This window comes from Parasphingorhabdus sp., assembly GCF_036963805.1.
Lineage (GTDB): Bacteria > Pseudomonadota > Alphaproteobacteria > Sphingomonadales > Sphingomonadaceae > Parasphingorhabdus.
This window is the reverse complement of record NZ_JBALUN010000003.1, coordinates 179107-202986: the sequence shown is the minus strand read 5'-3', so window position 1 is coordinate 202986 and position 23880 is coordinate 179107. Positions and strand designations below refer to the sequence as shown.

Here is a 23880-nt window from a genome sequence, read left to right as displayed (position 1 = left end):
AAACCCCGTTTACGCGATCACAACCAGCGGTTGATCATATTCAATCGGCTGGCCATTTTCGACCAATATGGCCTTCACGGTGCCAGCAGTTTCTGAGACAATCGGGTTCATCACTTTCATAGCTTCAACGATCAAAATCGTATCGCCGACTGCAACCTTATCACCAACGCTGATAAAATTGGCTGAATCCGGTTCAGCTGCAAGATAGGCGGTGCCAACCATCGGTGATTTCTGCGCGCCTGCATAATCATCTGCTGGGGCAGCAACTGGTTCAGCAGCTAAAGCTGCCGGTGCGGTAACAGGGGCCGGTGCAGCCAATGTATGAACGGGGGCAAATGTGCCGCCACCGCCGCGTGCTACGCGAATTTTGCGGTCGCCATCTTCGACTTCAATTTCTGTCAAGCCCGCATCATCCAATATTCCGGCTAGTTCCCGAATAATATCAATATCGACATTCATATTGCCATCTGCGTCTTTTTTTGCGGACATACCCGTTTCCTATACTGAAATTAAAATTGCGAAATGGCGTCGAGCGCCAATTGATAACCCAAAGCACCAAAGCCGCAAATAGTCCCTTTTGCAACAGGTGCAATCAGACTTTTATGCCGAAATTCCTCGCGCGCTGCCGGATTGGACAAATGTACCTCAATGACGGGGACCGTTATTGCCTTGATCGCGTCATATAGTGCGATGGATGTGTGGGTGAACGCACCGGCATTCAGGATCACTCCTAAAGCGCCATCTGCTGAGGCTTCATGCAGCCAATCGATCAAATGGCCCTCATGATTACTTTGGCGAATATCGATATCCAGATCCAGCTTATGCGCCTGATCCTCCAGTCGTCCGGCAATATCGTCCAGCGTGTCAGAACCATAAATTTCCGGCTCCCGCATTCCGAGCAGGTTGAGGTTCGGGCCGTTTAGGACAAAGACGGTCTTTTTTGCGCTGTTTTCCTCTGCCAATATTATATCCCTCATTATTGAGCTTTTGGTTGCGACACTGCTTACCTCTTTATATGGCCTCTTTATAGGGCTCGATTCCGAAAAGCGAGATCAAACACATGGAAACATTGGAAATGGCGGAAATTTCAATTCAGCTAAATGGCGATAGCAAGCGGATCATGGGCGGTATGTCCGTTGCAGATCTGGTACGGTCGCTTGATTTGGAGCCTAAGAAGGTTGCAGTGGAACGAAATCGCGAGATCGTAACGCGCTCGACCTTGGCTGATGTCACTGTGGAAGATGGTGACGTGCTGGAGATTGTTCATTTTGTTGGTGGCGGTGATCATGCAGACCTAGTCCCAGAGGATGATAGCTGGAGCGTGGCTGGTCGTAATTTTAAATCGCGTCTGATTGTCGGAACCGGGAAATATAAGGATTTTGAAGAAAATGCCGCTGCGGTTGAAGCGGCAGGTGCGGAGATTGTTACCGTGGCGGTTCGGCGTGTGAATGTTATGGATCGCAACCAACCCATGCTGACAGACTATATTGATCCCAAGAAAATTACCTATCTGCCTAATACGGCCGGTTGTTTTAACGCCGATGATGCGATCCGCACGTTGCGGTTGGCCCGCGAAGCAGGCGGATGGGATCTGGTGAAGCTGGAAGTGCTCGGTGAGGCCAAGACTCTATACCCTAATATGCGAGAGACTTTAGCCGCAACCGAGGTGCTGGCCAAGGAAGGCTTCAAGCCGATGGTCTATTGCGTCGACGATCCGATCGCAGCGAAACAGCTGGAAGATGCCGGCGCTGTCGCGATCATGCCGCTGGGCGCGCCAATCGGGTCAGGGCTGGGTATCCAGAACCGGGTTACGATCCGGTTGATCGTTGAGGGGGCAAATGTTCCGGTACTGGTTGATGCCGGTGTCGGGACTGCGAGTGACGCAGCCGTCGCGATGGAACTGGGTTGTGACGGCGTTCTGATGAATACGGCGATTGCCGAGGCAAAGCAGCCCGTGCGGATGGCCCGTGCAATGAGGCTGGCTGTGGAAGCTGGACGGGAAGCATATCTGTCTGGCCGGATGGGTCGGCGCATGTATGCAGACCCATCGAGTCCTCTCGCTGGGCTGATTTAGCTCCATGATACACCATGATTCGGTGTCATCTGTAACTAACTGAATAGTAACAATAGTTACGTAATTTTACTTTGGTCGACAAGCTATTGTTGTTGGTCGAAGCTTAGAGCTGCCTGTCGACTAAAATCGCTGTTTATCGAACTTGGGATGCTCGCTGCGTTGCCTTGCCGTATCTAAAAATACGAGGCGGGAGCAACAGCATAAGCCTTAAGGCTTTTCCCCGGGCCAGTCGAAATCCAACTGCTCCCGCACTCATAACCCCTCCTTGCATTGCGCAGGGATAATAAAGGCAAGTCCGGCCCCCAATTTTCCGGTTTGCCCCATAAACAGAGTGAGGAGTGAACATATGAAAAATTCAATTTGGAGCAACGCTATTGTTGCCGCCGCCTTAGCCGTTACCGCAACCGGTTTTGCAGCCAGCGCTAGTGCACAGAACCGTATCTCAAAGTCAGTTGAAATCAGCTATGCAGACCTTGATTTGACGAGTGCCACTGGACAGGCGACTTTGGATGGCCGGATCAAAGGCGCCGTGCGTCAGGTTTGCGGTAGCTATAATTCCAAAGATATTCGGGACACGGCCGATCATCGGGGCTGCGTCGAAGAAGCGCGATTATCCGCAAAGCGCGCAAAAGTATCGCTGATGGCCAAAGTCAAAGCGGGTGAAGCTTCCCAAAGCGCTATGGTTATCGGTCGCAACTAAAATCATTCCAAGAGCCGCGAACCCCAAATAAGCGGCCCATATTTGGCCAAACCTCCTTGTGACCCCGGTGCCCTTACACCGGGGTTTATTTTTGTCTGACTTCGATAATAGGCCGATAATATTATTGAGCAGGGTCGGCGGGGAGACTAACGCCCGGCCAGTTTTTTGGCTTCTGCCAAGTGGGTGCGACCAATACGGATTTCTGTCCCGCATTTTAGGCAAGCCATCCAGATCCCGCCGCCATCGTGACGGAGGCTACCAATCCAATCGCGACGTACGAGATGGGAGCGGTGCAGACGGATAAATTGCTCCGGATTGAGCCTGCCCTCCAGTCCGGTAATGGTCTGATGCAGCAAATAGCTGGTACCGCTTGCATCATTCCCAGCATCTCCGGCCACATGCAGCCGCATATAATCCCGCTCTGCCTCAATCCGGTTAATCTCGGATGCAGCAATCCGACGTAATTCTGATCTATAAGGAACCCAAAATTCTTCTGCCCAAGGGGAGTCTTCTGCAGGTGCTATTTGTTGCTCGGAATAGCGTTCTCTTACGCGAGCGACAGCAATAGATAGCCGCTCTGTTTCCACTGGCTTGAGTAGATAGTCGATTGCCGCAACACCAAAGGCCTCGACCGCAAATTTATCGAATGCGGTGACAAAAATAATCGCTGGTGCCTTTTGGAATCTGGAGAGCTTTTTGGCGACTTCCAAACCGTCCATTCCCGGCATTGCGATGTCTAGTAGCAACAGATCAGGTTCCAATTGTTCGGTGAGACGGATCGCAGCTTCGCCGTCGCTCGCGGTGCCCACCAAATTAATATGCTCTTGCCGGGCGCATAAAAGCTGCAAGCGCTCAATCGCCAGAGGCTCATCATCGACGATGAGCGTCTTGAGCTGGGCTGAAATGGGCCTCATATCGTCAACCATATTCACTCATATCGTCAACCATATTCAAATGTCCGCTAACAGGGGTATGGTCAATTCCGCAACAAATCCACCGGTTTCTGGATGATATGTCTTTAACGTAGCTTGCGCGCCAAATCTAGTCTCTAGCCGGTCGCGTACATTGGCGAGGCCAATGCCGTTATTTAGATCGCTGGATTTAGCCGCCCGCCGTGCTTCGCCGTCATCCGCTACAATCAGTTTGAGATAATCTCCGTCCGTTGAGGCGGTGATACTGATCGTTACCGGACGTTTCGAGTTGGCCACGCCATGTTTAATGGCATTTTCAACCAATGGCTGAAGGATAAGGCCGGGTACCAGCACGCCCATCAAATCGTCGGGAATATGAGTTTCTGTTCTCAGGCGTTTGGGGAACCGCACGGCTTCGATATCGAGATAGAGGTTCTGCAAATGTACTTCTTCGCTAAGCGGCACATCTTCTAACGGATCTCCTGACAGGCTGGTGCGGTAGAATTTCGACAGGTTGAGGATCATCTTCTCCGCTTCTTCCGGCTGGCTGCGCATCACCAAGGTGCTCAGGCTATTGAGCGTGTTGAACAGGAAGTGCGGATTGACCTGATAACGCAAGCTGCGCAGTTCAGCATCCTGGGCCGCTTGGGCAAAGCGTGCGGCCTTGCGCTCGACTGCACGCACTTCGGCAGCATAGCTTAGCGTCAGGTAGAGCGATGCCCAGCTGATAATGAAGAAAAAGCGCGAAATGCTATCTTCTACGATGACTTTAAGAACATAATTATCCTGCGCCATATATTTGCGCATTTCCTCAAGGTTCTTTTCGTCGATGAGGCTTTCGGGATTATAGATGTTAAAAACATAATAGTTGAACGCGGCTATCGCGATGGCGCACGGAATTGCACCGGTAAAGGCTGTTATAATTCGGGTCGAGAGCGCTTTGTTTTCAAATTGGCGGAGCAGCAAATATAATAGGTAGGTTAATCCAATGCCGAGGATCGTCACAATGACGCGCCGAACCGCCATTTCGCCTTGTGCAGGCCAGTCACCGACGGCTGCGCGCAGTGTGATGATGATCACGAAAAATAACCAGAATCCCAAAATCGACAGGATAGCAACCTGTTGACCCACGGATGGTTTGTGATTTCCTATATCAAATTTTCTCATCAAGTGCCTAATTTCCAATTCAATGCAGCTTAGGATGAAATGCTATCTATTGTCTCTATCGGAATCGTGCCCCGTCGAAACATGATTACAGTTGGTCGAAACTATTGTTCGTCCACACCTAATTTACTCACGATTTTAAGATCATAAGCCATCTTGCCCGGTCATTTCTGCCTGCTTAACTAAATGCTAACCATGTTTTGGTTCAATGGGGCTCAAGAATGAAGGACCGTTGTTCCAGAATAGGGGTAAAAATGGCCAAAGAAATGCAAGCAATACCAGGCGCAATGACGCTGGCAGAAATGAAAGAATTTGCGAGCTTTGGTTCGGCAGCGCAGCGCTATATTCGCCGTTCGCTCGATGTAGGTCTTGATCGCGTAGATGCGATAGAAACCTGGTCCCGTGATGCTGTTGAAGAAGCCGGTATCAAGGTTCAGATGAAACTCTATAGACGCTTACCGGAAATACGAAAAGCCATTCCAGATGACTGTGCGATTGGTTCTATCGAAGCGTTTATGCCGTCGCTGATTTCGCTATCTGCCTATGATTTGGGGCAGGGACGCATTAGCAGTTTTCCTGCCTATCGCTTCCTTTATGAGCGTTTGCTGGGTCCTGACGCGCGGCCATGGTTGCCGGGCAGCTTCTGTGCTGCTGCATCATTGCCGCACCTCCATCCGAAGACGCGTAAAGGTCTGCTGCAATCCATTAGCGAAGCCGCCGCAACAGCACCGGGCTGGTCCACGCGTGAACCGAGCTTCTTTCCGGAATGGGTCGATAAGGTGGATATGCGTAAGGCTGCGAACTAGCTCACGTCTGATATATTCAAGCCCTATCAGGAACCGCGGCTTCAAATTCGCTTTCGGCCACGTCGATCAGATGCCGATCATCTTCATTCCATGGATGGAATCCCGGTAGGAAAAACTTGATCCACGGCAGGATGATTTTCCGGGCGACTCCAGGTGTGAAAAACAGGAAGCCGAGCAGTTTTGCCTTAGTGCGAAAGCCGACAAAGCCGTCCTGCTCTAACAGGTCGAGCGTGTCCGTATAGCGATTGGCCCAGAAATTCCAGGTGATAATCAACATCAGCAGTGATTTGATTTTCCATCGCTGCCAACGTGACCAGTCCCGGGTCGCATAGAGCCAAGTGTCATAGGAAACGCCCTTATGTTCTATCTCTTCCATCGCATGCCAGCGCCAAAGATCGGCGGTTTCCTTGTCGGCATTTGCAAAATGTCGGGGATTGGCAATAAATTGCTGGGCCATGATCGCCGTAAAATGTTCGAGTATCATTGTCGCGCCGAGATTGGCGATAGCAGGGCGACCTTTAGTCATATCGAGTGATTCTTCAACACGCTTTTCAATCTGGCTGGTGTCATAGCCAGCTTCTGCCAAGCGGCGGTTAAGCGCAACATGCTCGCGAGTGTGCATGATTTCCTGTTTCACAAATGCCCGGATTTCTTTTTGCAATTTTTCCGGTGTGACGTCACGAAACGCTTTCACGCTTTCTATAAAAAACGCCTCACCGCGAGGGAAGGTAAGCGAAAGAGCATTATAAAAGGCCGTCGCAACCGGATCACCATTCAGCCACCATCGACCCGGTTGATAACCGGCATTCCGTCCAAAGCGGCGATCCCGCGGCGTAATGCTATGATCTTCCGGTGTAGGCCTATCAATCGTTTCCGGTTGGCCTTGCACGCTGCTATGCATGTTCATAAAGGTTCGCTTTTAGACAAAATATTGTTTACTTATACACTAGGCAATAGGGTTACTTACATAAATGTCAATATCTAAACGACGTCTCTCTCCGGTAGAAAGCCGCGGTATGGCAATGGTCGCTGCGCGTGATTTATTGATTGAATCAGGGCCACAGGCCGTGACGCTAAAGGCCGTTGCATCACGGATCGGGCGCACACACGCGAATCTTCTCCACCATTTCGGTTCTGCGTCGGGGCTGCAAAAATCTTTGGCGGAATTTCTGACGAACCAGGTCTGCGGATCCATTGCTGAAGCGGTGGTAAAATCTCGTACAGGTGAAGGCACCGTACGCGCTATTGTTGACCTGACATTTGATGCTTTTGACAAGCAAGGTGCAGGGGCGTTGTCGTCATGGATGCTGCTGACAGGAAATGAGGACGCACTTGATCCCATCGTTGATGCGATCCATGCTTTGGTCGATGAAGTGGGCGAGGGCGGCCATGAAGACCGGGAGATGCATGAAGACACGTTAACGCTGGTGCTAATGGCATTGGGCGATGCGTTAATCGGCGAACGGCTTGCGGACTCTTTAGGCCTGTCACGCCATAGTGCACGGGACATGGCGGAACGGCATTTGGAACATGCGCTGGAACGGTCGAAAGCAAAAACTGAAAGTTAAGTAACAGATAAGACGGGAAAATATCTCATCCGGTTTGGATCAAATTGCGAGTCAATTTACGGTCATTTACATATAGGCTTCCCACAGCTCTCATAAGAGATGCTCTATTTGAAAGAGTATGGAACTGCTATGGAACATCGCCCCAATGCCTTCGGAAATGAACGGATATTACATCCGGATGACCCTGCTCGTCACCTTGTGGGCGACAGCGCCGCAATAGAGGAAGTGCGCAGCTTGATCCGCTATGCCGCCTCTACTTCAATACCGGTCATGATCACTGGACCATCCGGCTGCGGCAAAGAAGTGGTGGCGAAGGCGCTGCACCGTTGCTCCTCGCGGGCAGAAGAGAAATTCATTGGTGTGAATTGTGGAGCAATCCCGCGAGATTTGCTGGAATCGGAATTATTCGGGCATGAAAAAGGCAGCTTCACCGGCGCCGTCTCCCAGCGCAAGGGGCAGTTCGAAGATGCAAGCCAAGGGACGCTATTTCTGGACGAAATCGGGGATATGCCCTTTGACATGCAGGTCAAATTGCTCCGCGTATTGGAAGAAAAGCAGATAGAACGCATTGGCGGTTCGCAATCCATTGCGATTGATACGCGGATCATTTCCGCCACGCACCAAAATCTTGATCAAGCTATTGTTGAAAAACGGTTTCGGGAAGATCTCTTTTATCGCCTGTCGGTCTTCCCGATTGATATACCTGCTCTTAAGGAACGGCTCGAAGATATTGCGCCGCTCATTCGCCACTTTATCAAGCAAATTGGCGGCGAAGAGGTGTATTTTACAGCAGAAGCGATGGACGATCTGGAAAATTATGACTGGCCCGGAAATGCCCGTGAACTGCGCAATATTATCGAGCGGGCCGTTCTTCTGTTTCCAGGAATAATGATTTCGGCGAGTCAGGTTTCATCGTTGTTCCGCCGGCGTGCTTCCACTGCGCCATCCTATCAAATGCATGCCGTTCCATCGCGTTTCCCGGGTTCCGCCGAGGCGCGCCCATTCAAAGATGACGCAGATGATCGCGGTACATTGGGGGGCGGGTTTGATCTTAAGAAACATCTCATGCAAGAGGAACGCAAATATCTGTTGTCCGCTTTGCGAATGGCCGAAGGAGTGGTCGCTGAAGCGGCGCATTTGGTTAGCTTGCGCCGGACAACCTTTGTTGAAAAAATGCGGCGTCACAAGATCGAACGCAAAATGGCACTGACAGATCCGCGTTCTTCCCTAGTCCGAGGCGAATAGTTGATCATCACTAGCAAAAGCCTTGAATTCCAAGGCATTTCCGCTGGGATCAAGAAAGAACATTGTTGCTTGCTCACCGGGTTCTCCGCGAAATCTTATGGTCGGTGCAATCAGGAAGTTTATACCATGGTCTTTCATTCGCTCCGCCAAATCTTCCCATTGGGTTAGGGTCAGAACTACACCAAAATGGGGGACAGGAACATCTTCCCCATCAACCGGATTAGTTATCGATCGAGGTTGGGCGTCCTTGTCCAAATGGGTTACGATCTGATGCCCGTATAGATTAAAGTCTATCCAGTGGCTGCTACTCCGGCCTTCCTCACATTGCAGTAAGCCACCGTAAAACTGCCGGGCTTCTACTAAGTCATTGACCGTAAAGGCGAGATGAAATGGGCGGCGTTCAATGTTCAAGATTCTGGCCCTTCTTATCGGGGGCGGCCAGTGCAAAACAATGATCGATATCCAGCGCTGTTTCTTCGGATTCATCGTCTTGCAGGCCAGCCATTTCTATACGAGTCTGAGTGAGGATAATATCGCTCTCATTGCCGCTCATTCCTTCGCGTAGCATCTTTTCACGGGCGCGGCTGTCGAGGACAAAGGCTAAAGTCTTTAAATCTTGCGCCATTTTGGATAGTTTTTCGCGCTCATAAACCTCTTCATAGGCAAGCTGTAACATGGCTGCGCATTGATTCAGCGTTGGTTTGGGTTTTGGAGGTATCTGCGCATCGAGCAGCGGCAAACATTTCGCCATTTCAGCGTCCACCACGGCATCGGGTTCCGCAACATCTATAACCTTGGCTTGTTGATCGGCGACCGCTGCCAATATCGCGTCGCGGACTTGTTCCCGTGTTTTTCCAGTATCGGCCATAATTTTCTCGCCAACCTGGCCAGCATAGGCCCGGCCACGTTCGGTAAGCAGGGGATAGTTTAACGCACTTTCAATCCCGCGTTCCTGCTCGGACGCGATTATTGCAAAAGCGGCGACGCAAGACAGATCCCGCTTGTGAATATCGGTTAATGCCGTTATTTCGTCCCTTGGAAGACTGGAAACGGGCTGGGATAAAGCGAGCATCAAGATCAGTAATATTTTCATAATTCCACTATAGCGGCGCTTTGTCATTGGCGGCAAACCACATTTGCTAAATAATGTTTGAACCTGCTTCAGGAACACGGCAAAAGCCGCAGGTGAAAATTCTCAAAAACCTGTTCGATAAATATCCATTTTGGCTGTCGCTATTGGCTGGAGCGCTATCGGCGACCGGTTTCGCGCCGCTTGGCTTTTGGCCGATTAGCTTGCTGGCGCTGGCCTTGTGGATCACCATTGTTGATAGGCTCGAAAGCCGCAAGGCCGCTTTTTTTGTTGGCTGGTTATTCGGTCTGGGGCATTTTGTCGTAGGGTTGAACTGGATTGCAAAAGCCTTCACCTTTCAAGCGGCGATGCCCGGATGGTTGGGCTATATCGCAGTGATTCTGCTATCGCTTTACCTAGCCGTCTTTCCTGCATTGGCGGCACTCGGCGCTTGGTCGACGGGAAGACGTCGGCCGATAGCTTATATCCTCGCATTTGCAGCCTTTTGGATTATCACCGAATGGATGCGCAGTTGGGTGTTTAGTGGATTTATCTGGAATCCGTTAGGCGTTATCGCAGTTGATTCGCCTTTTGCAATGAGTGCGCGGTCGATCGGGACATATGGCTTGTCCGGTATCGTGATAGCTGTCGCCGGACTCGTCGCTTCGGCTGCAGGTGGATTGCTAGCCACACAATGGGGTATCGTCCTTCGCAGGGTTTTCGCCCTGATATTGATCGGTGGTGGAACCGTTTTGTTGGCTATGGTTGGTAGCGGAGAGGATATTTCTCCATCTGCCGCTCAACATACTATCACTGTGGTACAGCCAAATATTGGTCAACAGGACAAGTGGCAGGCCGGTTATGAGGAACAGAATCTCGCCAAATTAGCGCGATTGACGCGGCGCAAAGATGATGAACCGCGAATATTGTTCTGGCCGGAGGCCGCCATTCCTGACTATCTCGAAACCGGTTATCCACTGCGCTATTATTATGGACGCTCGCCGGATATGGTACGCGGGCAACTGGCCAGTCTTATGAAACCCGGTGATGTGTTGGTCCTCGGCGCGCTGAAGCTTGAATTTGACGAAGTTGCTGCTCCTGATGAAAGGCGTGCGATTGGGGCTCGAAACAGCGTCTTTGCAATGGGATCGGACCATGAAATTTTAGGTCGTTACGATAAAAGCCATTTGGTACCTTACGGCGAATATCTTCCCATGCGGCCGTTATTGTCCGCAATCGGTCTGTCGCGGCTGGCACCGGGAGATTTTGATTTTTGGCCGGGCCCAGGACCGCAATCACTGGACTTGGGTTCCTTTGGCAAAATGGGTTTACAGGTTTGTTACGAGATTATCTTTTCCGGTCAGATCGTGAATGCCGAAGACCGCCCGAACTTCATCTTTAATCCGTCAAATGATGCTTGGTTTGGATCATCGGGTCCGCCGCAGCATCTTGCGCAGGCACAATTGCGCGCTTTGGAAGAAGGATTGCCGATCATCCGTTCCACGCCAACCGGAATTTCTGCGGTGATCAGCAGCAAAGGTAGGGTGCTCAAATCCATTCCGATGGGGCAGGCGGGTCGGATAGATAGTAAATTACCTCTACCGGAAAGCCCGACTTTATTCGCGCGATATGGTAATATCCTGTCACTTGGCTTTGCGCTGCTTTTGCTAATTTGCGCCATTGCCATCCGTGCGCGTGGTCGCTAAAGAACGCATATAAACCTTTCTTTATATCTACGCGCCGCATTCCCCGGTGGCAAATACTAGGAAATATCATGCGTTCAGAATTTATTTTCACCTCCGAATCTGTTTCAGAAGGCCATCCGGACAAAGTTTCCGACCAGATTTCCGATGCGATTGTTGATCTGTTTTTGTCGAAGGATGCAGAAGCGCGCGTCGCTTGTGAAACATTGACCACGACCGACCGCGTCATATTGGCCGGTGAAGTACGCGGTAGCGGCATGATTGATACTGACGGAAATTGGGCCGATGGAGCGCTAGCGGAAATCGAAGAGGCGGTGCGCCAAACAGTTAAGAAAATTGGCTATGAGCAAGAAGGCTTTCATTGGGAAACGCTGCAATTTGAAAACTTCCTCCACCCACAATCCGCCCATATTGCGCAGGGTGTAGATGAAAGCGGAAATAAAGATGAAGGCGCTGGTGATCAGGGAATCATGTTTGGTTATGCAAGCGATGAAACACCCGATTTGATGCCGGCGACCTTACAATATTCGCACCAGATATTGAAACAAATGGCCGCTGACCGACATAGTGGAGCAGCGCCTTTTCTAGAGCCGGATAGCAAAAGCCAAGTGACGCTGCGCTATGTAAATGAAATGCCGGTAGAAGCAACGGCTTTGGTTGTGTCTACCCAACACGCGCCCGGCTATTTTAAAGATAGCGATAATCCTGCCCTTTATGAAGAATTGCGGGCCTATGTCATGAGCGTGTTCCATTCGGTTCTGCCGGACGGTTTCATCACGGATAACACAGTGATTCACGTTAACCCAACCGGCCGTTTTGAAATTGGCGGGCCAGATGGTGATGCAGGCCTCACTGGTCGTAAAATTATCGTAGATACTTACGGCGGCGCGAGCCCGCATGGCGGCGGTGCTTTTTCTGGCAAAGACCCCACTAAAGTCGATCGTTCCGCTGCTTATATTACCCGCTATCTCGCGAAAAATATTGTTGCAGCTGGCCTTGCAAAGCGCTGCACAATCCAGCTTTCCTATGCGATTGGTGTTGCAGAACCTCTGTCGATCAATGTCGATTTGCATGGCACCGGAACGGTGAGCGAAGAAAAGCTGGAAGAGATATTGCCGACATTAGTGCGTTTGACACCAAAAGGCATTCGGACGCATCTCGGCCTCAATAAGCCCATTTATAGTTCGACCGCCGCTTATGGGCATTTCGGCCGTAAAGCCGATGGCGATTTCTTCTCTTGGGAAAAGACAGATTTGGTTGAGGCGTTAAAAGCTGCTTTTTGAATCTCATAATGGGTGCTAACCGCCCTCGGATGACCAGCACAGAGAATCACGATCCGTCCACAATCCGTCAGCTTTATGGCCGTAGGCAAGGCCATGCGCTGCGTGACGGGCAAGTGGAGCTGGTGGAAAAGCTGTTGCCGCAGATTAGTGTGCCCACTGACGGCCCGGTAACGTCAAAAATATTATTTGGCGATGATCGGCCAATGCATTTCGAAATTGGCTTTGGTGCGGGCGAACATATGGCAGCGCGAGCAGATATGCTCCCAAACCATGGGTTTATCGGGTGCGAACCTTATCTCAATGGTGTTGTTGGCGCGTTGCAGCATATCAGAGCGGGCATACTGCCCAATATCCGGCTCCATATGGGCAATGCGCTGGATGTGCTAGAGCGGATACCGGATGGCAGCTTGAGTTTCGTATATCTGCTGCACCCCGATCCATGGCCGAAGGCGCGGCATGCAAAACGGCGGTTCATGAATCACGGCCCGATCGATTTAATCGCAGCCAAGCTAAAACCTGGCGGGGAATTTCGTTTCGGTACCGATCATCCGGTCTATTTGGAATGGGCGATGATGATCATGAATGGACGCAGCGAATTTAACTGGCTGTGCGAGGGGCCAAAAAACTGGATGATCCGTCCAGGTGGATGGCCTGAGACGCGTTATGAGGCCAAGGCACGCCGGCAGGGGCATGAAGTCTGGTATTTTCGATATCAACGCAAATGACCCATTTGAGCGACGAAAAAATCAATGGATTTTTACGATAATTTTGCTTCGAATAACCCTGTAAACAGCCAATTAACCGTAAATTTATTGGCTGGCATGAGTAGTTTATTAACCCTCCGAATCTATTAACTCCTTAACCAAAAAATGGTCGCACAGCTTTTGGATTTTATAGGAGGCTTCAAATAGTAATGGGCGACGTGCCATCCAGTGAAAATGCCGTTAGTACCGATGCAACCATTGCGGGCAGTGCAACTCCGGCCGACCTACTTATACAGTCCCGTAACCGGCACTTTGCCAGTGCGGCGTTCGAGCAACGCTATTGGGTTGGTGGTGATCCCTACGCAACGGCTTTCTTCAACGCTTTGTCGGTCACCTTTCCTAAAGGTGAAACCTTTTTTATGAAGGTTCTCAGGCAATATCGTAATGAGTGTCCGGAAAAACTGAAACGTGAAATTTCCGGTTTCGTCCAGCAAGAGGCCGTGCACAGCAGAGAACATCTGTTTTTTAATAAGCAACTGGAACAATCCGATTTCGATCTTTCCAGGCTCGAGCAAGTGCTATCTGACGTGATCGACGATATCGGCACCAGACCGTTGATCAATCAGCTTGTAGCCACAACCTGTCTTGAACATCTGACCGCAGTAATGGCTGCGGAATTTATTGCCAATCCAATCCATTTTCAGAAAGCGGATAAAGAACAACGCAAAATGTGGCTTTGGCATGCGTCTGAGGAGGTCGAGCATAAGGGCGTTGCCTATGACACATGGCTGCATGCGACTAAAGATTGGAGCAGGTCAAAACGTTGGTTTACCAAATCCTTATTCATGATTCGGATTTCGCTCGGTTTCGCCAAAAACCGCAGCAAGGGTATTTTCGACCTGTTACGGCAAGACGGCATTTCCGGACCTCGCGCGTGGTTGGGTTTCGCTCATTATGCCTTAGTTAGCCCGGCACCGTTCCGACGTACCTTTTGGACTTGGGGCCAGTTTTTTCTTCCTGGATTCCATCCATGGAATAAAGATGATCGTCACCTGATTCAGTTAGCCGAAAGCGAATATGAAGCAGCGATTATGGATCATCCCGAAGAGAAGGAAGAAATTGCCACTTTGGGCGAGCGTCCCAAACGGAAACGCTTACCCAAAGTGGCTTAGGCCGCGAGTGGTGGCATGGCTTCGCTATCCATGTCGCTTTCCAACTTGAGCTGAAATTCAATGGCTCCGACTGTTTTTCTTCTGCCTTTGCTAAAGCGCGGTACGATCCGGCCTGTCCGGCTAAAGCCCAATTTCGTAAGCACATTTCCAGAGGCGGGATTGTCGATAAAGTGACTGGCGAAGATTTTCCTGTGACCTAATGCCTTCGCTGTTTCCAGCACAGCGCGGCCTGCTTCTGTTGCATAGCCCAAACCCCAATGGTTCCGGCTGATCCAATAGCCTAATTCGCCAATGCCGTTGGACGTAAGGTCGATTCCGCACGTCCCCACCAGACAGGGCGAGCCTGCTGTCCGGCGGTAAATTAACCAGCGCGGATTTGTGGGGTTCTGGGGAAGCGAAAGAAAATCATCCGCGTCATCGCGACTATATGGCCATGGAGCGGTCGCCAGATTACGAACAATCGCTTCGTCATTGATCGCATCGTGCAGTGCACCCGCATCTTCGGGCCAACCAGGTCTCAACAATAATCTTGGTGTTCTTGCAAACATTGGGACTCTCCGTTCTTTGGCCAAAAAACCATTTTTCAGCCGCCCCTGCTTTGTCTCATTGGCCCTTACAACGGAGCCATTACAACGCAGTGACATTTACGACAGGGAGAGACAAAAAAAGGGAGAGGGGTGACCCTCTCCCTGAAATCTGGTGATTCATCTGAATCATCCGGGTCATCCCTTAAAGGATAACCCGATATTGGTTATCCGACTATTCGGCTGCTTCCGCCATCATATCTACAGACACATATTTGCGGCCGAGCTTGCCTTTGTGGAATTCCACTTTGCCATCAATAAGCGCAAATAGGGTATGGTCTTTGCCAATACCTACATTGCGACCCGGATGGGTTTTTGTTCCGCGCTGGCGAATAATGATATTGCCGGCCACGACAGCTTCGCTGCCGAATTTCTTCACGCCAAGACGACGTCCCGCCGAATCACGGCCGTTACGCGAGGAACCGCCTGCTTTCTTATGTGCCATGGTTTAGTCCTCTTTCTTAGCAGCCGGTTTTTTCGCGGCTGGTTTTTTTGCTGGAGCTTTTTTGGCTGCAGCTGGTTTTGCCTCTGTTTCGGCAGCGGCCTTTTTCGGCGCTGGCTTCTCAGCAGCTTTCTTGGCCGGAGCTGCTTTTGCTTCAGCAGCGGGCTTGTCTTCAACAGGCTTAGCGGCTTCTGTCTTAGGAGCAGCTTTTTTAGGTGCCTTCACATCGCCAATCGCGCTGATCTTCAACACAGTGTGCTGCTGGCGATGACCGTTTTTACGGCGATAATTATGCCGGCGGCGTTTTTTGAAGATGATTACCTTCTCGCCTTTTTCCTGCGCAACAATTTCCGCAGCCACGATAAGACCTTTGAGGTCTTTCACTTCGCCGCCGTCGCCCGCAAGCAATACATCATCAAGGGTTATCGAATCACCAGCTTCACCAGCTAATTTTTCGACTGCGATTATATCTCCTGCGGCAACACGATATTGTTTACCGCCGGTGCGCACTATTGCGAACATGGCATTTTTCCGTTTCAATCTTGTGGTTCCAGCGCGCAAGCAGGGAAACGCGAGTCTCTCGGCTCACGCTGGAAAGAGTGGGCAGCTACTAGATGAGCATGGCTGTGTCAACCGGCATAGGCCAATTTTTAGGCAAGATTTTGTGCACGCCGCCTCTATGCATCGCCTGACTATTGTTCCAGTGCAAAGACCATTGCCGCGACAATCACGGCAGCCTAAAGATGTTTTTATGAAATTATATATGTCCTTAGCGCCCATAATCGGCCTGTCTTTATCCGCTTGTGGGATGCAAGCGCGCGATTTTCCTTCGCTTTCGAAGCGGCCTTATGAAGATGGCTCACCAATAGAGGAGCCCGTGGCCCCGCCTTCAGCCGAAATGGATACCCTTCCGGCAACACTTAAAAATGCTGTGGAGAGCGCCGTTCGGCAGAGTGAAACCGCCCATCAAATTTTTATGAAAAATCTGCCTAACGTCAAACAGAGTGTGTCGGCAGCAAGCGGTGCAGTCCCTTCAAGCGAATCATGGGTGGTTGCTCAAATGCTCCTGTCGTCGCTGGAAACAGACCGGAGCCCGTCGGTATCGGCGCTGGCGGATATCGATTCGCTATATATGAAGCGACTCGATCAAGAATTTACCGGTGAAGAACAGGGCGCGGCGAAGCTTATCGCCAGAAGTCGTGAAAGAATCGAAGCCCGGGTCACCTCCCAGCAGCAGGAGATTGACGGACTGAAATCACGGCTCCGTTAAATTACCCCTATTTTAGGGCTGCCTCAATAGCGGCTTTATGGGCTTTTGCATTTTCGACATAATGGGCAACTCCTAATCGCATTCCCGCAATTGCCGGTTCAGTGAGGTCACGCATATATTTGGCTGGTGATCCCGCCCAAAGCTGGCCGCTTGGGATGCGCTTGTTCGGCGTCAACATAGCGCCGGCGGCCAACATGGCGTCACCTTCGATGACACAGCCATCCATGACGATGGTGCTTAGGCCCACAAATGCCCGGTCTTCCAATGTCGCGCCGTGCAGCATGACCATATGGCCTACCAAAACATCATCGCCAATAATCGTCGGATTGCCATCGGGAGTGGCTGGCGAGGGGCTGTCACAGTGGATGGTTGTGCCGTCCTGAATATTGCTGCGCGCACCGATTCTGATGAAATTAACATCTGCGCGAATCACGCAGTTATACCAAATGCTGGTGTCCGGACCGATTTCGACATCGCCGATTATCTTGCAACCGGGGGCAATAAACGCCGAATCGTGGATTTTTGGTGTTTTGCCATTAAACGGCAGGATGAGCGGATCGGTCATTTGTCGGATTTCCAGTCTTTTGCTTCAATTTGATAAACTATGGTTGGGTTTAGCTCTTCCCCGTAATTGGGGTCGCGAAAGTCCAGCTCTGGCCTGTGGGTCATGCCCAAACGCTTCATCAGGCCCCAGGAAGGTTCATTGCCCGCGACCGTCAGTGCCACTACAAATGGCGCCTTATGGTGCGCAAACGCCGCATCCATCGCCGCTGTAGCGGCTTCCTTTGCGTAGCCTTCGCCCCAGACATCTTCGCGCAACCGCCAGCCTATCTCAAAGGCGCCGATTAATTTGGGTTGCGGTGCGTTTACTCGCTTTAATCCGCAGAACCCCAAAAGAGCACCATCGGACTTGCGCTCGACAATCCAGAAGGTATGCCCAAAATCACGGTCATAGCCCTTGATTCGTTCAACTGCGGCGAGGAATTTCTCCTTGCTTTGAATTCCGCCGAGCCAGCGCATGACTTTGGGTGTGTTGAGATGCTCCATGAACGGTTCGATATCATCGTCCCGCCAATTGCGAAGCCGCAGCCGCTCGGTTTCCAGAATCGTATCAGCCATGAAGTAGCCGCGCTGCATCGGCAGCGAAATAGGTTAATATGCCGGAACAGCCCGCGCGCTTAAAGGCGATTAGCTTTTCCATCATCAGCGCATCGTGATCGCCGACACCAGCCGCTGCACCAGCCTTCACAAGGGCATATTCGCCGGATACCTGATAGGCAAAAACCGGGATATTAAATTCTGTCTTGGCGCGATAAATAATATCGAGATAGGCGAGGCCGGGTTTGACCATCACGCTGTCTGCGCCTTCTGCAATGTCGAGCGCGATTTCTCGCATCGCTTCATCACTATTGGCTGGGTCCATCTGATAGCTTTTCTTGTCTCCTTTAAGCGCGCCGGTAGAACCGACCGCATCCCGAAACGGTCCGTAAAAGGCGCTCGCATATTTGGCGGAATAAGCCATGATCTGGACGTTATGATGATGCGCCAGTTCCAGCGTATCTCGAATCGCGCCGACCCGGCCATCCATCATGTCGGAAGGCGCAATAATATCCGCGCCTGCATTGGCTTGATTCAATGCTTGTTTGGTTAGCATCTCGAGCGTGCGGTCGTTCTCGACATAGCCTTTGGCGTCGATTAGTCCGTCTTGTCCATGCGTTGTATAAGGGTCAAGCGCGACATCGGTGAGCACGCCAATATCATCACCCAGCGCATCTTTTATCGCCTTGGTCGCGCGACACATTAAATTGTCGATGTTCAGCGATTCTGCGCCGTCGTCGCTGCGCTTTTCAGGCGGGGTATTCGGGAATAGCGCGATGCAGGCTATGTCTAAGTCGCGGGCTTCTTTTGCGCGCTCTACGATCAGGTCAACAGACCAGCGTGATACACCCGGCAGTGATGCAATCGGTTCTTCAACGTTGGAACCCTCCGATACAAACAGTGGCCAGATCAGATCGGCAGGGGTTAAAATATTTTCGCGAACCATCGCTCGGCTCCATCGAGAAGCGCGGGTTCGACGGAGACGGGTGCGGGGAAATGTAGGATTTTGGGTCATGGCGGTGCAATATAGAGGCGCGACATCATAGGGCAATTGAAATAGCGCTATATCGCCTCCAATCATTCCAATGCCAGCCGACGGCATCAAATGACGCATGAACCTGATTAGGCGCTCATCAGAGGGTGATCGATGCAATTGGTCTTGGCGGGAACGAAAGGCGGCGGGTTAGCTAATCGACGTTTTGGACAGTCGGTTGATTTCCCGTTCTTGCTTGGGTGCTGATGCAGCGCTTTTTAATACGCCCAAGGCAGCGCCCGGCGTAACTTGTTTCAGCCTTTGCAATTCACCTTTGAATCGCCGCAATTCGTTTCCAGCCAGTTCTGCCCGTTCGACAAATTTCACCGAACTGGGATTTATGGTGCGCCCATTGCGATATAATTCATAGTGAAGATGCGGTCCGGTCGATAATCCGGTCGAACCGATATAGCCGATAATTTGCCCTTTGCGTACGCGCCGACCGCTGCTCACCGCAATTCGGCTCATATGTCCGTAACCAGAGGCGAGTCCGCTGCTATGCTGGATTTTGACAAAATTCCCATAGCCGCCTTTCCGGCCAGCATAGGCAATCGTACCGTCGGTAACCGCGTAAATCGGGGCGCCATAGCCGCCGCCGAAATCAATGCCGCTATGCATACGTTTATAACGCAGGATGGGGTGGCGACGCATACCATAGCTGGAAGTCTGGCGACCATTTGTTGGCCGTACCAAATCTCCGCGTGATTGTCCTACGCCAGAGGCTTCAAACCAGTTGGTGCGTCCGCCGCTGGTCCATTTCAGCATTTGCGTCTTTGATTTTCCGTCGCGCTCTATCCCGGCATAAAGCAAGTCTCCGACTTCAATCTCTCCGGTTTCTGCTCTGCGATAACCAAGTATGATGTCAAATTCGTCGGTGGAACGAATGTCACGAGACACGGACATTTTTTGGCCGATGACCTGCAGATATTTTTGTACCGCTTCGGTCGGGGCGCCAGCAGCGCGTGCGGAGCGATAAAGGCTAGAACCCACCACACCTCTGATACGCAGAGGTGTATCATCTACCAATATCGGTTTGCGATTGAGTTTTAACCGATCACCATCACGCAGAATTTCTAGGTTTAAATCAAACCGCGCCCGGAAAGCCAGTTGATCAAGCGGCCTAGGTTGATTTTTAGCAGGGCGGCGGCCCAAGAGGACATCGATTTTGGTGCCGGGTTTGATATCCCCTAATGTTACCGCGCTGGCGACTATATCTGTTACGTCGCTTGCTTCCTGATTCGCTACACCGGCCCGTTGTAGCACCCGGCGTAGGCTGTCGCCGCGACCTAGGGTCGCAACAAGTTCAATAGACGGCCGTTCCGGGCTCTGTGCCAGTGGACGGACGGCATCAGTGGCCGCCATACGAATGCCCGTATCTGATCCGAAAGCCAGTGGGGCAATGGTTTGTGATCGCGCCTGATCGGCGCGTGATCCGGTCAATGCGGCAGCTTGGTGCCCTTGGATCGGGCCGAAGTCGGGTAAGCAGGAAATTGCTGTGCCGCATAGCAATGCTAATGTCGCGAGGCCGCGAAACCAGGTGAAGCTGCCAATGTCTCGGCCGAGGTCGGGCACCCAGTCAATTTCATTAAAACGGTCTCGCCAATCGGCTAGCATATTGTTGGCGCTATCGGGCATGTCAAAGGTCGACGCGGCAGGGCTGTTCGCGATTACTGCGGCCCCGTTTCCTTGATCGGAAAGCATGTCGATACTCTTGAACAAATACACCCCTTGGCGATGCTATCTTTTTCTACTTAAAAGACGACACTCCATCGCAATATTGTTTCTTTCTCTGTGGAGGAATAGGGTTAATGTCAAATTAAGATCGGGGTCTAAGACCATGCTGTGCGGTAAAACGTGTAAAATCGCGGATATCCGGTCCCCCGATCATAAAAAATGGCAATTTCGCAAGGAATTTACTTGCCAGCCCGACGCAGATGCGGTGTGATCAGACAAATGTCCGACTTCTCCCAGTCTCCCGTTATCGCCGTTCTCGGTCCGACCAATACCGGTAAAACCCATTTGGCGGTCGAGCGTATGTGCGCGCATTCCAGTGGTATGATCGGTTTTCCGCTGCGGTTGCTGGCGCGGGAGGTTTATGATCGGGTGGTTGCACTAAAGGGCGCTAATCGTGTCGCTCTGGTCACCGGCGAGGAAAAGATCATCCCGCGAGATGCACGCTGGTTCTTGTGCACTGCGGAAGCGATGCCGATAGATCGGGATTTCAGTTTTGTCGCGATTGATGAAGCTCAGCTGGGTATAAATCCTGAGCGCGGCCATATTTTTACAGACCGGATGCTAAATATACGCGGGCGTGATGAAACGATGATATTGGGGTCCGACAGTTTGCGCCCATTGATCGAGCAGTTGATCCCGAATGCCGAAATTATCTCACGGCCACGCTTTTCGACGTTGAGCTATGCCGGGCCGCGCAAGTTATCACGATTGCCGCGTCGGTCAGCGATTGTCGCATTCTCGCTGGAAGATGTTTACGCCATAGCCGAAATGCTCCGCCGACAACATGGCGGCGCTGCCATTGTCATGGGTTCGCTGTCGCCACATACCCGCAATGCACAGGTTAAAATGTATCAGGATGGTGAGGTGGACTATCTTGTCGCGACCGATGCGATCGGTATGGGATTGAATCTGGATGTTTCCCATGTTGCCTTTGCATCACTGAAGAAATTTGATGGTCGCCGCCGTCGCCGCCTGACACTTGCAGAAATCGGTCAAATTGCTGGCCGGGCCGGACGTCATCAGAAAGATGGCAGCTTTGGGGTGTTGTCTGGGTTGGCTTCTTCGGATGAGCTTGAGCCTGAAGAAATCGAGCGGCTGGAGGATCATAGTTTTCCGCGACTGGAATGGCTATATTGGCGCAATGCCGAACCGGATTTGGCTAGTGTCACCAGCCTGATTCAATCGCTGGAGGATAAACCGAAGGACAGGCTCCTACAGGCAGCACCCGAAGCCGTTGATTTGGCGGTGCTCAAACGATTGGCGCAAGATTCCAATATTAATAGGCTTGCAACAGGCCGTGATCAGGTGCGTTCGCTTTGGGAGGCGGCCTGCATACCGGATTTCCGTAAAGTCGGAGCAGATCATCAAGCCCGTTTTGTGGCGTCGCTCTGGCCCTATCTGGCTCAGGGCAATGGCTATATTCCCCATGCCAGAATGGCTCAAGAAATCGCGCGCCTGGAAAATGTTCAAGGGGATATATCCACCCTTGCTGCCCGTATATCTGCGGCGCGTAGCTGGAGCTATATAGCGCAAAAGTCGCGCTGGGTAGAGCAGCCAGCCGTGATGATTGAACGCACCCGTTTGCTGGAGCGCCGTTTAAGTGATGCAATGCACAACCAACTGACGCAAAGATTTGTAGATAAACGGACCCGCGTGTTGATGCGCGGATTATTGAAAGATGCTTTGCCGCAAGATGTTGGATTAGAGGCGGATGGAGCGCTATTGGTCGACGGACTTGAAATTGGGACGCTGAAGGGCTTCCAATTTGTCGTGCCTTCGGATAGCCGGAGAGAAGACCGCAAGATGCTGCTCGCTGCAGCGGAAAGATATTTGGGACCAATTATGACTGACAAAGCTGACGCGCTAGCAAAAGCTCCTGATAGTGAATTGACACTGGCTGCCGATCAGGCTGGCCAGCCGGTAATTTATTGGCAGGAAGAAAAGCTTGCTGTGCTCACCAAAGGCAAAAACCTTCTCCACCCGGAAATTAAATTTGATCGTGCGCTGAAGGATATTTCACCCGAAAATAGCAAAAAGGCAGAAGCACGAGTCAAACAATGGGTTGAAACGATGAAGGCGAAGCACCTTGAAGGGCTCGTCAAAATTGATTTGCTTGCCAATGATGCAAATACGCCCGCTTCGGTTCGCGCTCTGTTTGCCCAAATCGTCGAAGCCGGTGGTATCATCATGCGGCGCCAGATTGATCAAGCGGTCCGCGCACTCGATAATGATATGCGCGGTGTGGCGAGGCGCGGCGGGTTAGTTTTCGGAGCTCTTGATATTTTTCACCATGCATTGATGAAGCCGGGTGCCGTGCTGTGGCGCAACGCTTTGTTCGCCGCTCTGGACGAACAGTCGATGATCGCGCTCCCCGGCGATAATGCGGTGCATCTCAAAGATTGGGAATTTGCTGCTCCAGACCATGCGAGCCGACTGGGCTTTCGCAAAATTGGCGATGAATATGTCCGTGTTGATATGGCGGAACGTTTGGTCAAACAGGCGCACGAGGCCCGTCAGGCCGGACCGGTTTTTGGGATTGATCCAGCGCTTGCCACGTCGCTAGGTTTATCAACGGAAGTGCATGAAGCGCTGCTTGATATGGCCGGGTTTGTGAAAACAGATGACAAGCCGCAAGCCGTTAAACCCCCTAAAGCCGATGAGGCTGCGGTTGTTACGACGGCTACACCGGTATCTGATACGCCTACCGTATCTGCCGAGACTGCGGTGCCAGCACCATCCGCTTTGGAAGTCACTGCTCCACCAGAAGTAAATTCAATATACTGGCGTTGGAAAGGCATGGGCAAGACGCGTTCAGAAAAGCCTAACAAAAATTATAACAAGAAACCAAATGCCAAGCGACCCAACAAGACCAACTCGGTGCCGCGCAAGGCAGAGCCGGTTCTCGCAACGGCTGGCGGCGCCTTTGCCGAATTGGCCGCTTTGAAAGAAGCCATGAAAAAATAAGGAAACGAACAAACGGTATGCTGCTTTGAAGAGTAAAAAGATTGCTGCATCGGATTCAGACCCATTAGCGCTCAGAATTGACAAGCTGATTTGGTATCTGGGTTTTGCGGGCAATCGGACAATGGCAAAGAAATTAGCCAATAGCGGCCATATGCGCCTCAACGGAAGGCGGGTTGAACGTGCACATATGATGGTTCGGCAAGGTGATATTTTAACGATTCCGCAAGGGCGCGAAGTGCATGTCATTCGAATATCGGCGCTGCCTTTGCGACGCGGCAACCTACCGGATGCGCAAACTTGTTACCAAAGGTTACGCACTGGTCTTTAAATTAGGAGCCTAAACCAACTGTTGACGT

At 51.5% G+C, this 23880-nt stretch carries 26 protein-coding genes; 12 read left to right on the top strand and 14 right to left on the bottom strand.

Going from position 1 to position 23880, the window contains the following annotated elements; translation table 11 throughout:
- Positions 1 to 9 precede the first annotated feature (9 nt).
- Positions 10 to 489: an acetyl-CoA carboxylase biotin carboxyl carrier protein gene (accB, locus tag V7676_RS10925; RefSeq protein WP_335659741.1), complete on the bottom strand. Its 480-nt coding sequence runs from the start codon at positions 487 to 489 to the stop codon at positions 10 to 12.
- A gap of 20 nt (positions 490 to 509) precedes the next feature.
- Positions 510 to 977 carry a type II 3-dehydroquinate dehydratase gene (gene aroQ / locus V7676_RS10920; RefSeq protein WP_335659740.1) on the bottom strand — a complete coding sequence of 156 codons (468 nt, stop codon included), beginning with the start codon at positions 975 to 977 and terminating at the stop codon, positions 510 to 512.
- Positions 978 to 1075: 98 nt separating this feature from the next.
- On the opposite strand from aroQ, the gene thiS reads away from it, so the two are divergent.
- Entirely contained in the window at positions 1076 to 2074 is a 999-nt protein-coding gene (gene thiS / locus V7676_RS10915) for a sulfur carrier protein ThiS (protein ID WP_335659739.1), read from the top strand.
- A 346-nt stretch (positions 2075 to 2420) separates the two neighbouring features.
- Entirely contained in the window at positions 2421 to 2774 is a 354-nt protein-coding gene (locus tag V7676_RS10910; RefSeq protein ID WP_335659738.1) for a UrcA family protein, read from the top strand.
- Positions 2775 to 2920: 146 nt separating this feature from the next.
- Here the strand turns inward: V7676_RS10910 and V7676_RS10905 are convergent, their stop codons facing one another.
- Positions 2921 to 3700 (bottom strand): LytR/AlgR family response regulator transcription factor, encoded by a 780-nt coding sequence (locus V7676_RS10905; RefSeq protein ID WP_335659737.1) that lies wholly within the window; start codon positions 3698 to 3700, stop codon positions 2921 to 2923.
- Positions 3701 to 3724: 24 nt separating this feature from the next.
- Positions 3725 to 4852 (bottom strand): sensor histidine kinase, encoded by a 1128-nt coding sequence (locus V7676_RS10900; protein ID WP_335659736.1) that lies wholly within the window; start codon positions 4850 to 4852, stop codon positions 3725 to 3727.
- Positions 4853 to 5103: 251 nt separating this feature from the next.
- On the opposite strand from V7676_RS10900, the gene V7676_RS10895 reads away from it, so the two are divergent.
- Positions 5104 to 5655 carry a hypothetical protein gene (locus V7676_RS10895; protein WP_335659735.1) on the top strand — a complete coding sequence of 184 codons (552 nt, stop codon included), beginning with the start codon at positions 5104 to 5106 and terminating at the stop codon, positions 5653 to 5655.
- Between the two features lie 16 nt (positions 5656 to 5671).
- Here V7676_RS10895 and V7676_RS10890 read toward each other — a convergent pair whose 3' ends face one another.
- Positions 5672 to 6562 (bottom strand): metal-dependent hydrolase, encoded by an 891-nt coding sequence (locus tag V7676_RS10890; RefSeq protein WP_335659734.1) that lies wholly within the window; start codon positions 6560 to 6562, stop codon positions 5672 to 5674.
- A gap of 64 nt (positions 6563 to 6626) precedes the next feature.
- On the opposite strand from V7676_RS10890, the gene V7676_RS10885 reads away from it, so the two are divergent.
- Both V7676_RS10885 and V7676_RS10880 read left to right on the top strand, forming a co-directional pair.
- On the top strand, positions 6627 to 7223 hold the full coding sequence (locus V7676_RS10885; RefSeq protein WP_335659733.1) for a TetR/AcrR family transcriptional regulator: 597 nt from the start codon (positions 6627 to 6629) through the stop codon (positions 7221 to 7223).
- 129 nt (positions 7224 to 7352) lie between these two features.
- A complete protein-coding gene (locus tag V7676_RS10880; protein WP_335659732.1) occupies positions 7353 to 8468 on the top strand; it encodes a sigma-54 interaction domain-containing protein in 1116 nt (371 codons plus the stop codon).
- Here the strand turns inward: V7676_RS10880 and V7676_RS10875 are convergent.
- Positions 8451 to 8873, bottom strand: a complete 423-nt coding sequence (locus tag V7676_RS10875) for a VOC family protein (protein WP_335659882.1) — start codon at positions 8871 to 8873, stop codon at positions 8451 to 8453. The genes V7676_RS10880 and V7676_RS10875 overlap by 18 nt on opposite strands.
- Positions 8869 to 9561: a hypothetical protein gene (locus tag V7676_RS10870; RefSeq protein WP_335659731.1), complete on the bottom strand. Its 693-nt coding sequence runs from the start codon at positions 9559 to 9561 to the stop codon at positions 8869 to 8871. Before V7676_RS10870 ends, V7676_RS10875 begins: the two co-directional genes overlap by 5 nt.
- Before the next feature lie 53 nt (positions 9562 to 9614).
- Here V7676_RS10870 and lnt point away from each other — a divergent pair, with 53 nt between their 5' ends.
- The 4 genes from lnt to V7676_RS10850 all read left to right on the top strand — a co-directional run bounded on the left by lnt (position 9615) and on the right by V7676_RS10850 (position 14399).
- A complete protein-coding gene (gene lnt, locus V7676_RS10865; protein ID WP_442955432.1) occupies positions 9615 to 11243 on the top strand; it encodes an apolipoprotein N-acyltransferase in 1629 nt (542 codons plus the stop codon).
- A gap of 68 nt (positions 11244 to 11311) precedes the next feature.
- Entirely contained in the window at positions 11312 to 12523 is a 1212-nt protein-coding gene (gene metK, locus V7676_RS10860; RefSeq protein WP_335659729.1) for a methionine adenosyltransferase, read from the top strand.
- A gap of 29 nt (positions 12524 to 12552) precedes the next feature.
- A complete protein-coding gene (gene trmB / locus V7676_RS10855) occupies positions 12553 to 13248 on the top strand; it encodes a tRNA (guanine(46)-N(7))-methyltransferase TrmB (RefSeq protein WP_335659728.1) in 696 nt (231 codons plus the stop codon).
- A 188-nt stretch (positions 13249 to 13436) separates the two neighbouring features.
- On the top strand, positions 13437 to 14399 hold the full coding sequence (locus tag V7676_RS10850) for a metal-dependent hydrolase (protein WP_335659727.1): 963 nt from the start codon (positions 13437 to 13439) through the stop codon (positions 14397 to 14399).
- Here the strand turns inward: V7676_RS10850 and V7676_RS10845 are convergent.
- The 3 genes from V7676_RS10845 to rplU form a co-directional block, all read right to left on the bottom strand.
- Positions 14396 to 14947 (bottom strand): GNAT family N-acetyltransferase, encoded by a 552-nt coding sequence (locus tag V7676_RS10845; RefSeq protein WP_335659726.1) that lies wholly within the window; start codon positions 14945 to 14947, stop codon positions 14396 to 14398. The genes V7676_RS10850 and V7676_RS10845 overlap by 4 nt on opposite strands.
- A 211-nt stretch (positions 14948 to 15158) precedes the next feature.
- Positions 15159 to 15428: a 50S ribosomal protein L27 gene (gene rpmA / locus V7676_RS10840; RefSeq protein ID WP_335659725.1), complete on the bottom strand. Its 270-nt coding sequence runs from the start codon at positions 15426 to 15428 to the stop codon at positions 15159 to 15161.
- Between the two features lie 3 nt (positions 15429 to 15431).
- The gene (rplU, locus tag V7676_RS10835; protein WP_335659724.1) at positions 15432 to 15947 is read right to left on the bottom strand and encodes a 50S ribosomal protein L21; all 516 of its coding nucleotides are present in this window, start codon (positions 15945 to 15947) and stop codon (positions 15432 to 15434) included.
- A gap of 229 nt (positions 15948 to 16176) precedes the next feature.
- Here rplU and V7676_RS10830 point away from each other — a divergent pair, with 229 nt between their 5' ends.
- Positions 16177 to 16695: a hypothetical protein gene (locus V7676_RS10830; protein WP_335659723.1), complete on the top strand. Its 519-nt coding sequence runs from the start codon at positions 16177 to 16179 to the stop codon at positions 16693 to 16695.
- Between the two features lie 7 nt (positions 16696 to 16702).
- On the opposite strand, the gene V7676_RS10825 is transcribed toward V7676_RS10830, so the two are convergent.
- The 4 genes from V7676_RS10825 to V7676_RS10810 form a co-directional block, all read right to left on the bottom strand.
- Positions 16703 to 17260: a gamma carbonic anhydrase family protein gene (locus V7676_RS10825; protein WP_335659722.1), complete on the bottom strand. Its 558-nt coding sequence runs from the start codon at positions 17258 to 17260 to the stop codon at positions 16703 to 16705.
- Complete coding sequence (locus tag V7676_RS10820; RefSeq protein ID WP_335659721.1) at positions 17257 to 17814, bottom strand: GNAT family N-acetyltransferase; 558 nt, start codon at positions 17812 to 17814, stop codon at positions 17257 to 17259. The genes V7676_RS10825 and V7676_RS10820 overlap by 4 nt, the downstream gene beginning before the upstream one ends.
- Complete coding sequence (gene hemB, locus V7676_RS10815) at positions 17807 to 18808, bottom strand: porphobilinogen synthase (RefSeq protein WP_335659881.1); 1002 nt, start codon at positions 18806 to 18808, stop codon at positions 17807 to 17809. Before hemB ends, V7676_RS10820 begins: the two co-directional genes overlap by 8 nt.
- Before the next feature lie 168 nt (positions 18809 to 18976).
- Positions 18977 to 20551, bottom strand: coding sequence for a M23 family metallopeptidase (locus tag V7676_RS10810; protein ID WP_442955431.1), 1575 nt, complete (start codon positions 20549 to 20551; stop codon positions 18977 to 18979).
- A gap of 216 nt (positions 20552 to 20767) precedes the next feature.
- Between V7676_RS10810 and V7676_RS10805 the strand changes: the two genes are divergently transcribed.
- Positions 20768 to 23524, top strand: coding sequence for a helicase-related protein (locus tag V7676_RS10805; RefSeq protein WP_335659719.1), 2757 nt, complete (start codon positions 20768 to 20770; stop codon positions 23522 to 23524).
- A gap of 25 nt (positions 23525 to 23549) precedes the next feature.
- Positions 23550 to 23852 (top strand): S4 domain-containing protein, encoded by a 303-nt coding sequence (locus V7676_RS10800; protein ID WP_335659718.1) that lies wholly within the window; start codon positions 23550 to 23552, stop codon positions 23850 to 23852.
- Positions 23853 to 23880 lie beyond the last annotated feature (28 nt).

Coding starts and splice junctions, on each gene's coding strand:
- V7676_RS10895 (WP_335659735.1), top strand. CDS start 5,104: ATGGCCAAAGAAATGCAAGCAATACCAGGCGCAATGACGCTGGCAGAA.
- V7676_RS10845 (WP_335659726.1), bottom strand. CDS start 14,947: ATGTTTGCAAGAACACCAAGATTATTGTTGAGACCTGGTTGGCCCGAA.
- thiS (WP_335659739.1), top strand. CDS start 1,076: ATGGCGGAAATTTCAATTCAGCTAAATGGCGATAGCAAGCGGATCATG.
- V7676_RS10870 (WP_335659731.1), bottom strand. CDS start 9,561: ATGAAAATATTACTGATCTTGATGCTCGCTTTATCCCAGCCCGTTTCC.
- V7676_RS10910 (WP_335659738.1), top strand. CDS start 2,421: ATGAAAAATTCAATTTGGAGCAACGCTATTGTTGCCGCCGCCTTAGCC.
- V7676_RS10850 (WP_335659727.1), top strand. CDS start 13,437: ATGGGCGACGTGCCATCCAGTGAAAATGCCGTTAGTACCGATGCAACC.
- V7676_RS10905 (WP_335659737.1), bottom strand. CDS start 3,700: ATGGTTGACGATATGAGGCCCATTTCAGCCCAGCTCAAGACGCTCATC.
- V7676_RS10890 (WP_335659734.1), bottom strand. CDS start 6,562: ATGAACATGCATAGCAGCGTGCAAGGCCAACCGGAAACGATTGATAGG.
- V7676_RS10900 (WP_335659736.1), bottom strand. CDS start 4,852: ATGAGAAAATTTGATATAGGAAATCACAAACCATCCGTGGGTCAACAG.
- hemB (WP_335659881.1), bottom strand. CDS start 18,808: ATGACCCAAAATCCTACATTTCCCCGCACCCGTCTCCGTCGAACCCGC.
- rplU (WP_335659724.1), bottom strand. CDS start 15,947: ATGTTCGCAATAGTGCGCACCGGCGGTAAACAATATCGTGTTGCCGCA.
- V7676_RS10830 (WP_335659723.1), top strand. CDS start 16,177: ATGAAATTATATATGTCCTTAGCGCCCATAATCGGCCTGTCTTTATCC.
- metK (WP_335659729.1), top strand. CDS start 11,312: ATGCGTTCAGAATTTATTTTCACCTCCGAATCTGTTTCAGAAGGCCAT.
- V7676_RS10880 (WP_335659732.1), top strand. CDS start 7,353: ATGGAACATCGCCCCAATGCCTTCGGAAATGAACGGATATTACATCCG.
- trmB (WP_335659728.1), top strand. CDS start 12,553: ATGACCAGCACAGAGAATCACGATCCGTCCACAATCCGTCAGCTTTAT.
- aroQ (WP_335659740.1), bottom strand. CDS start 977: ATGAGGGATATAATATTGGCAGAGGAAAACAGCGCAAAAAAGACCGTC.
- V7676_RS10825 (WP_335659722.1), bottom strand. CDS start 17,260: ATGACCGATCCGCTCATCCTGCCGTTTAATGGCAAAACACCAAAAATC.
- V7676_RS10885 (WP_335659733.1), top strand. CDS start 6,627: ATGTCAATATCTAAACGACGTCTCTCTCCGGTAGAAAGCCGCGGTATG.
- lnt (WP_442955432.1), top strand. CDS start 9,615: ATGTTTGAACCTGCTTCAGGAACACGGCAAAAGCCGCAGGTGAAAATT.
- rpmA (WP_335659725.1), bottom strand. CDS start 15,428: ATGGCACATAAGAAAGCAGGCGGTTCCTCGCGTAACGGCCGTGATTCG.
- accB (WP_335659741.1), bottom strand. CDS start 489: ATGTCCGCAAAAAAAGACGCAGATGGCAATATGAATGTCGATATTGAT.
- V7676_RS10820 (WP_335659721.1), bottom strand. CDS start 17,814: ATGGCTGATACGATTCTGGAAACCGAGCGGCTGCGGCTTCGCAATTGG.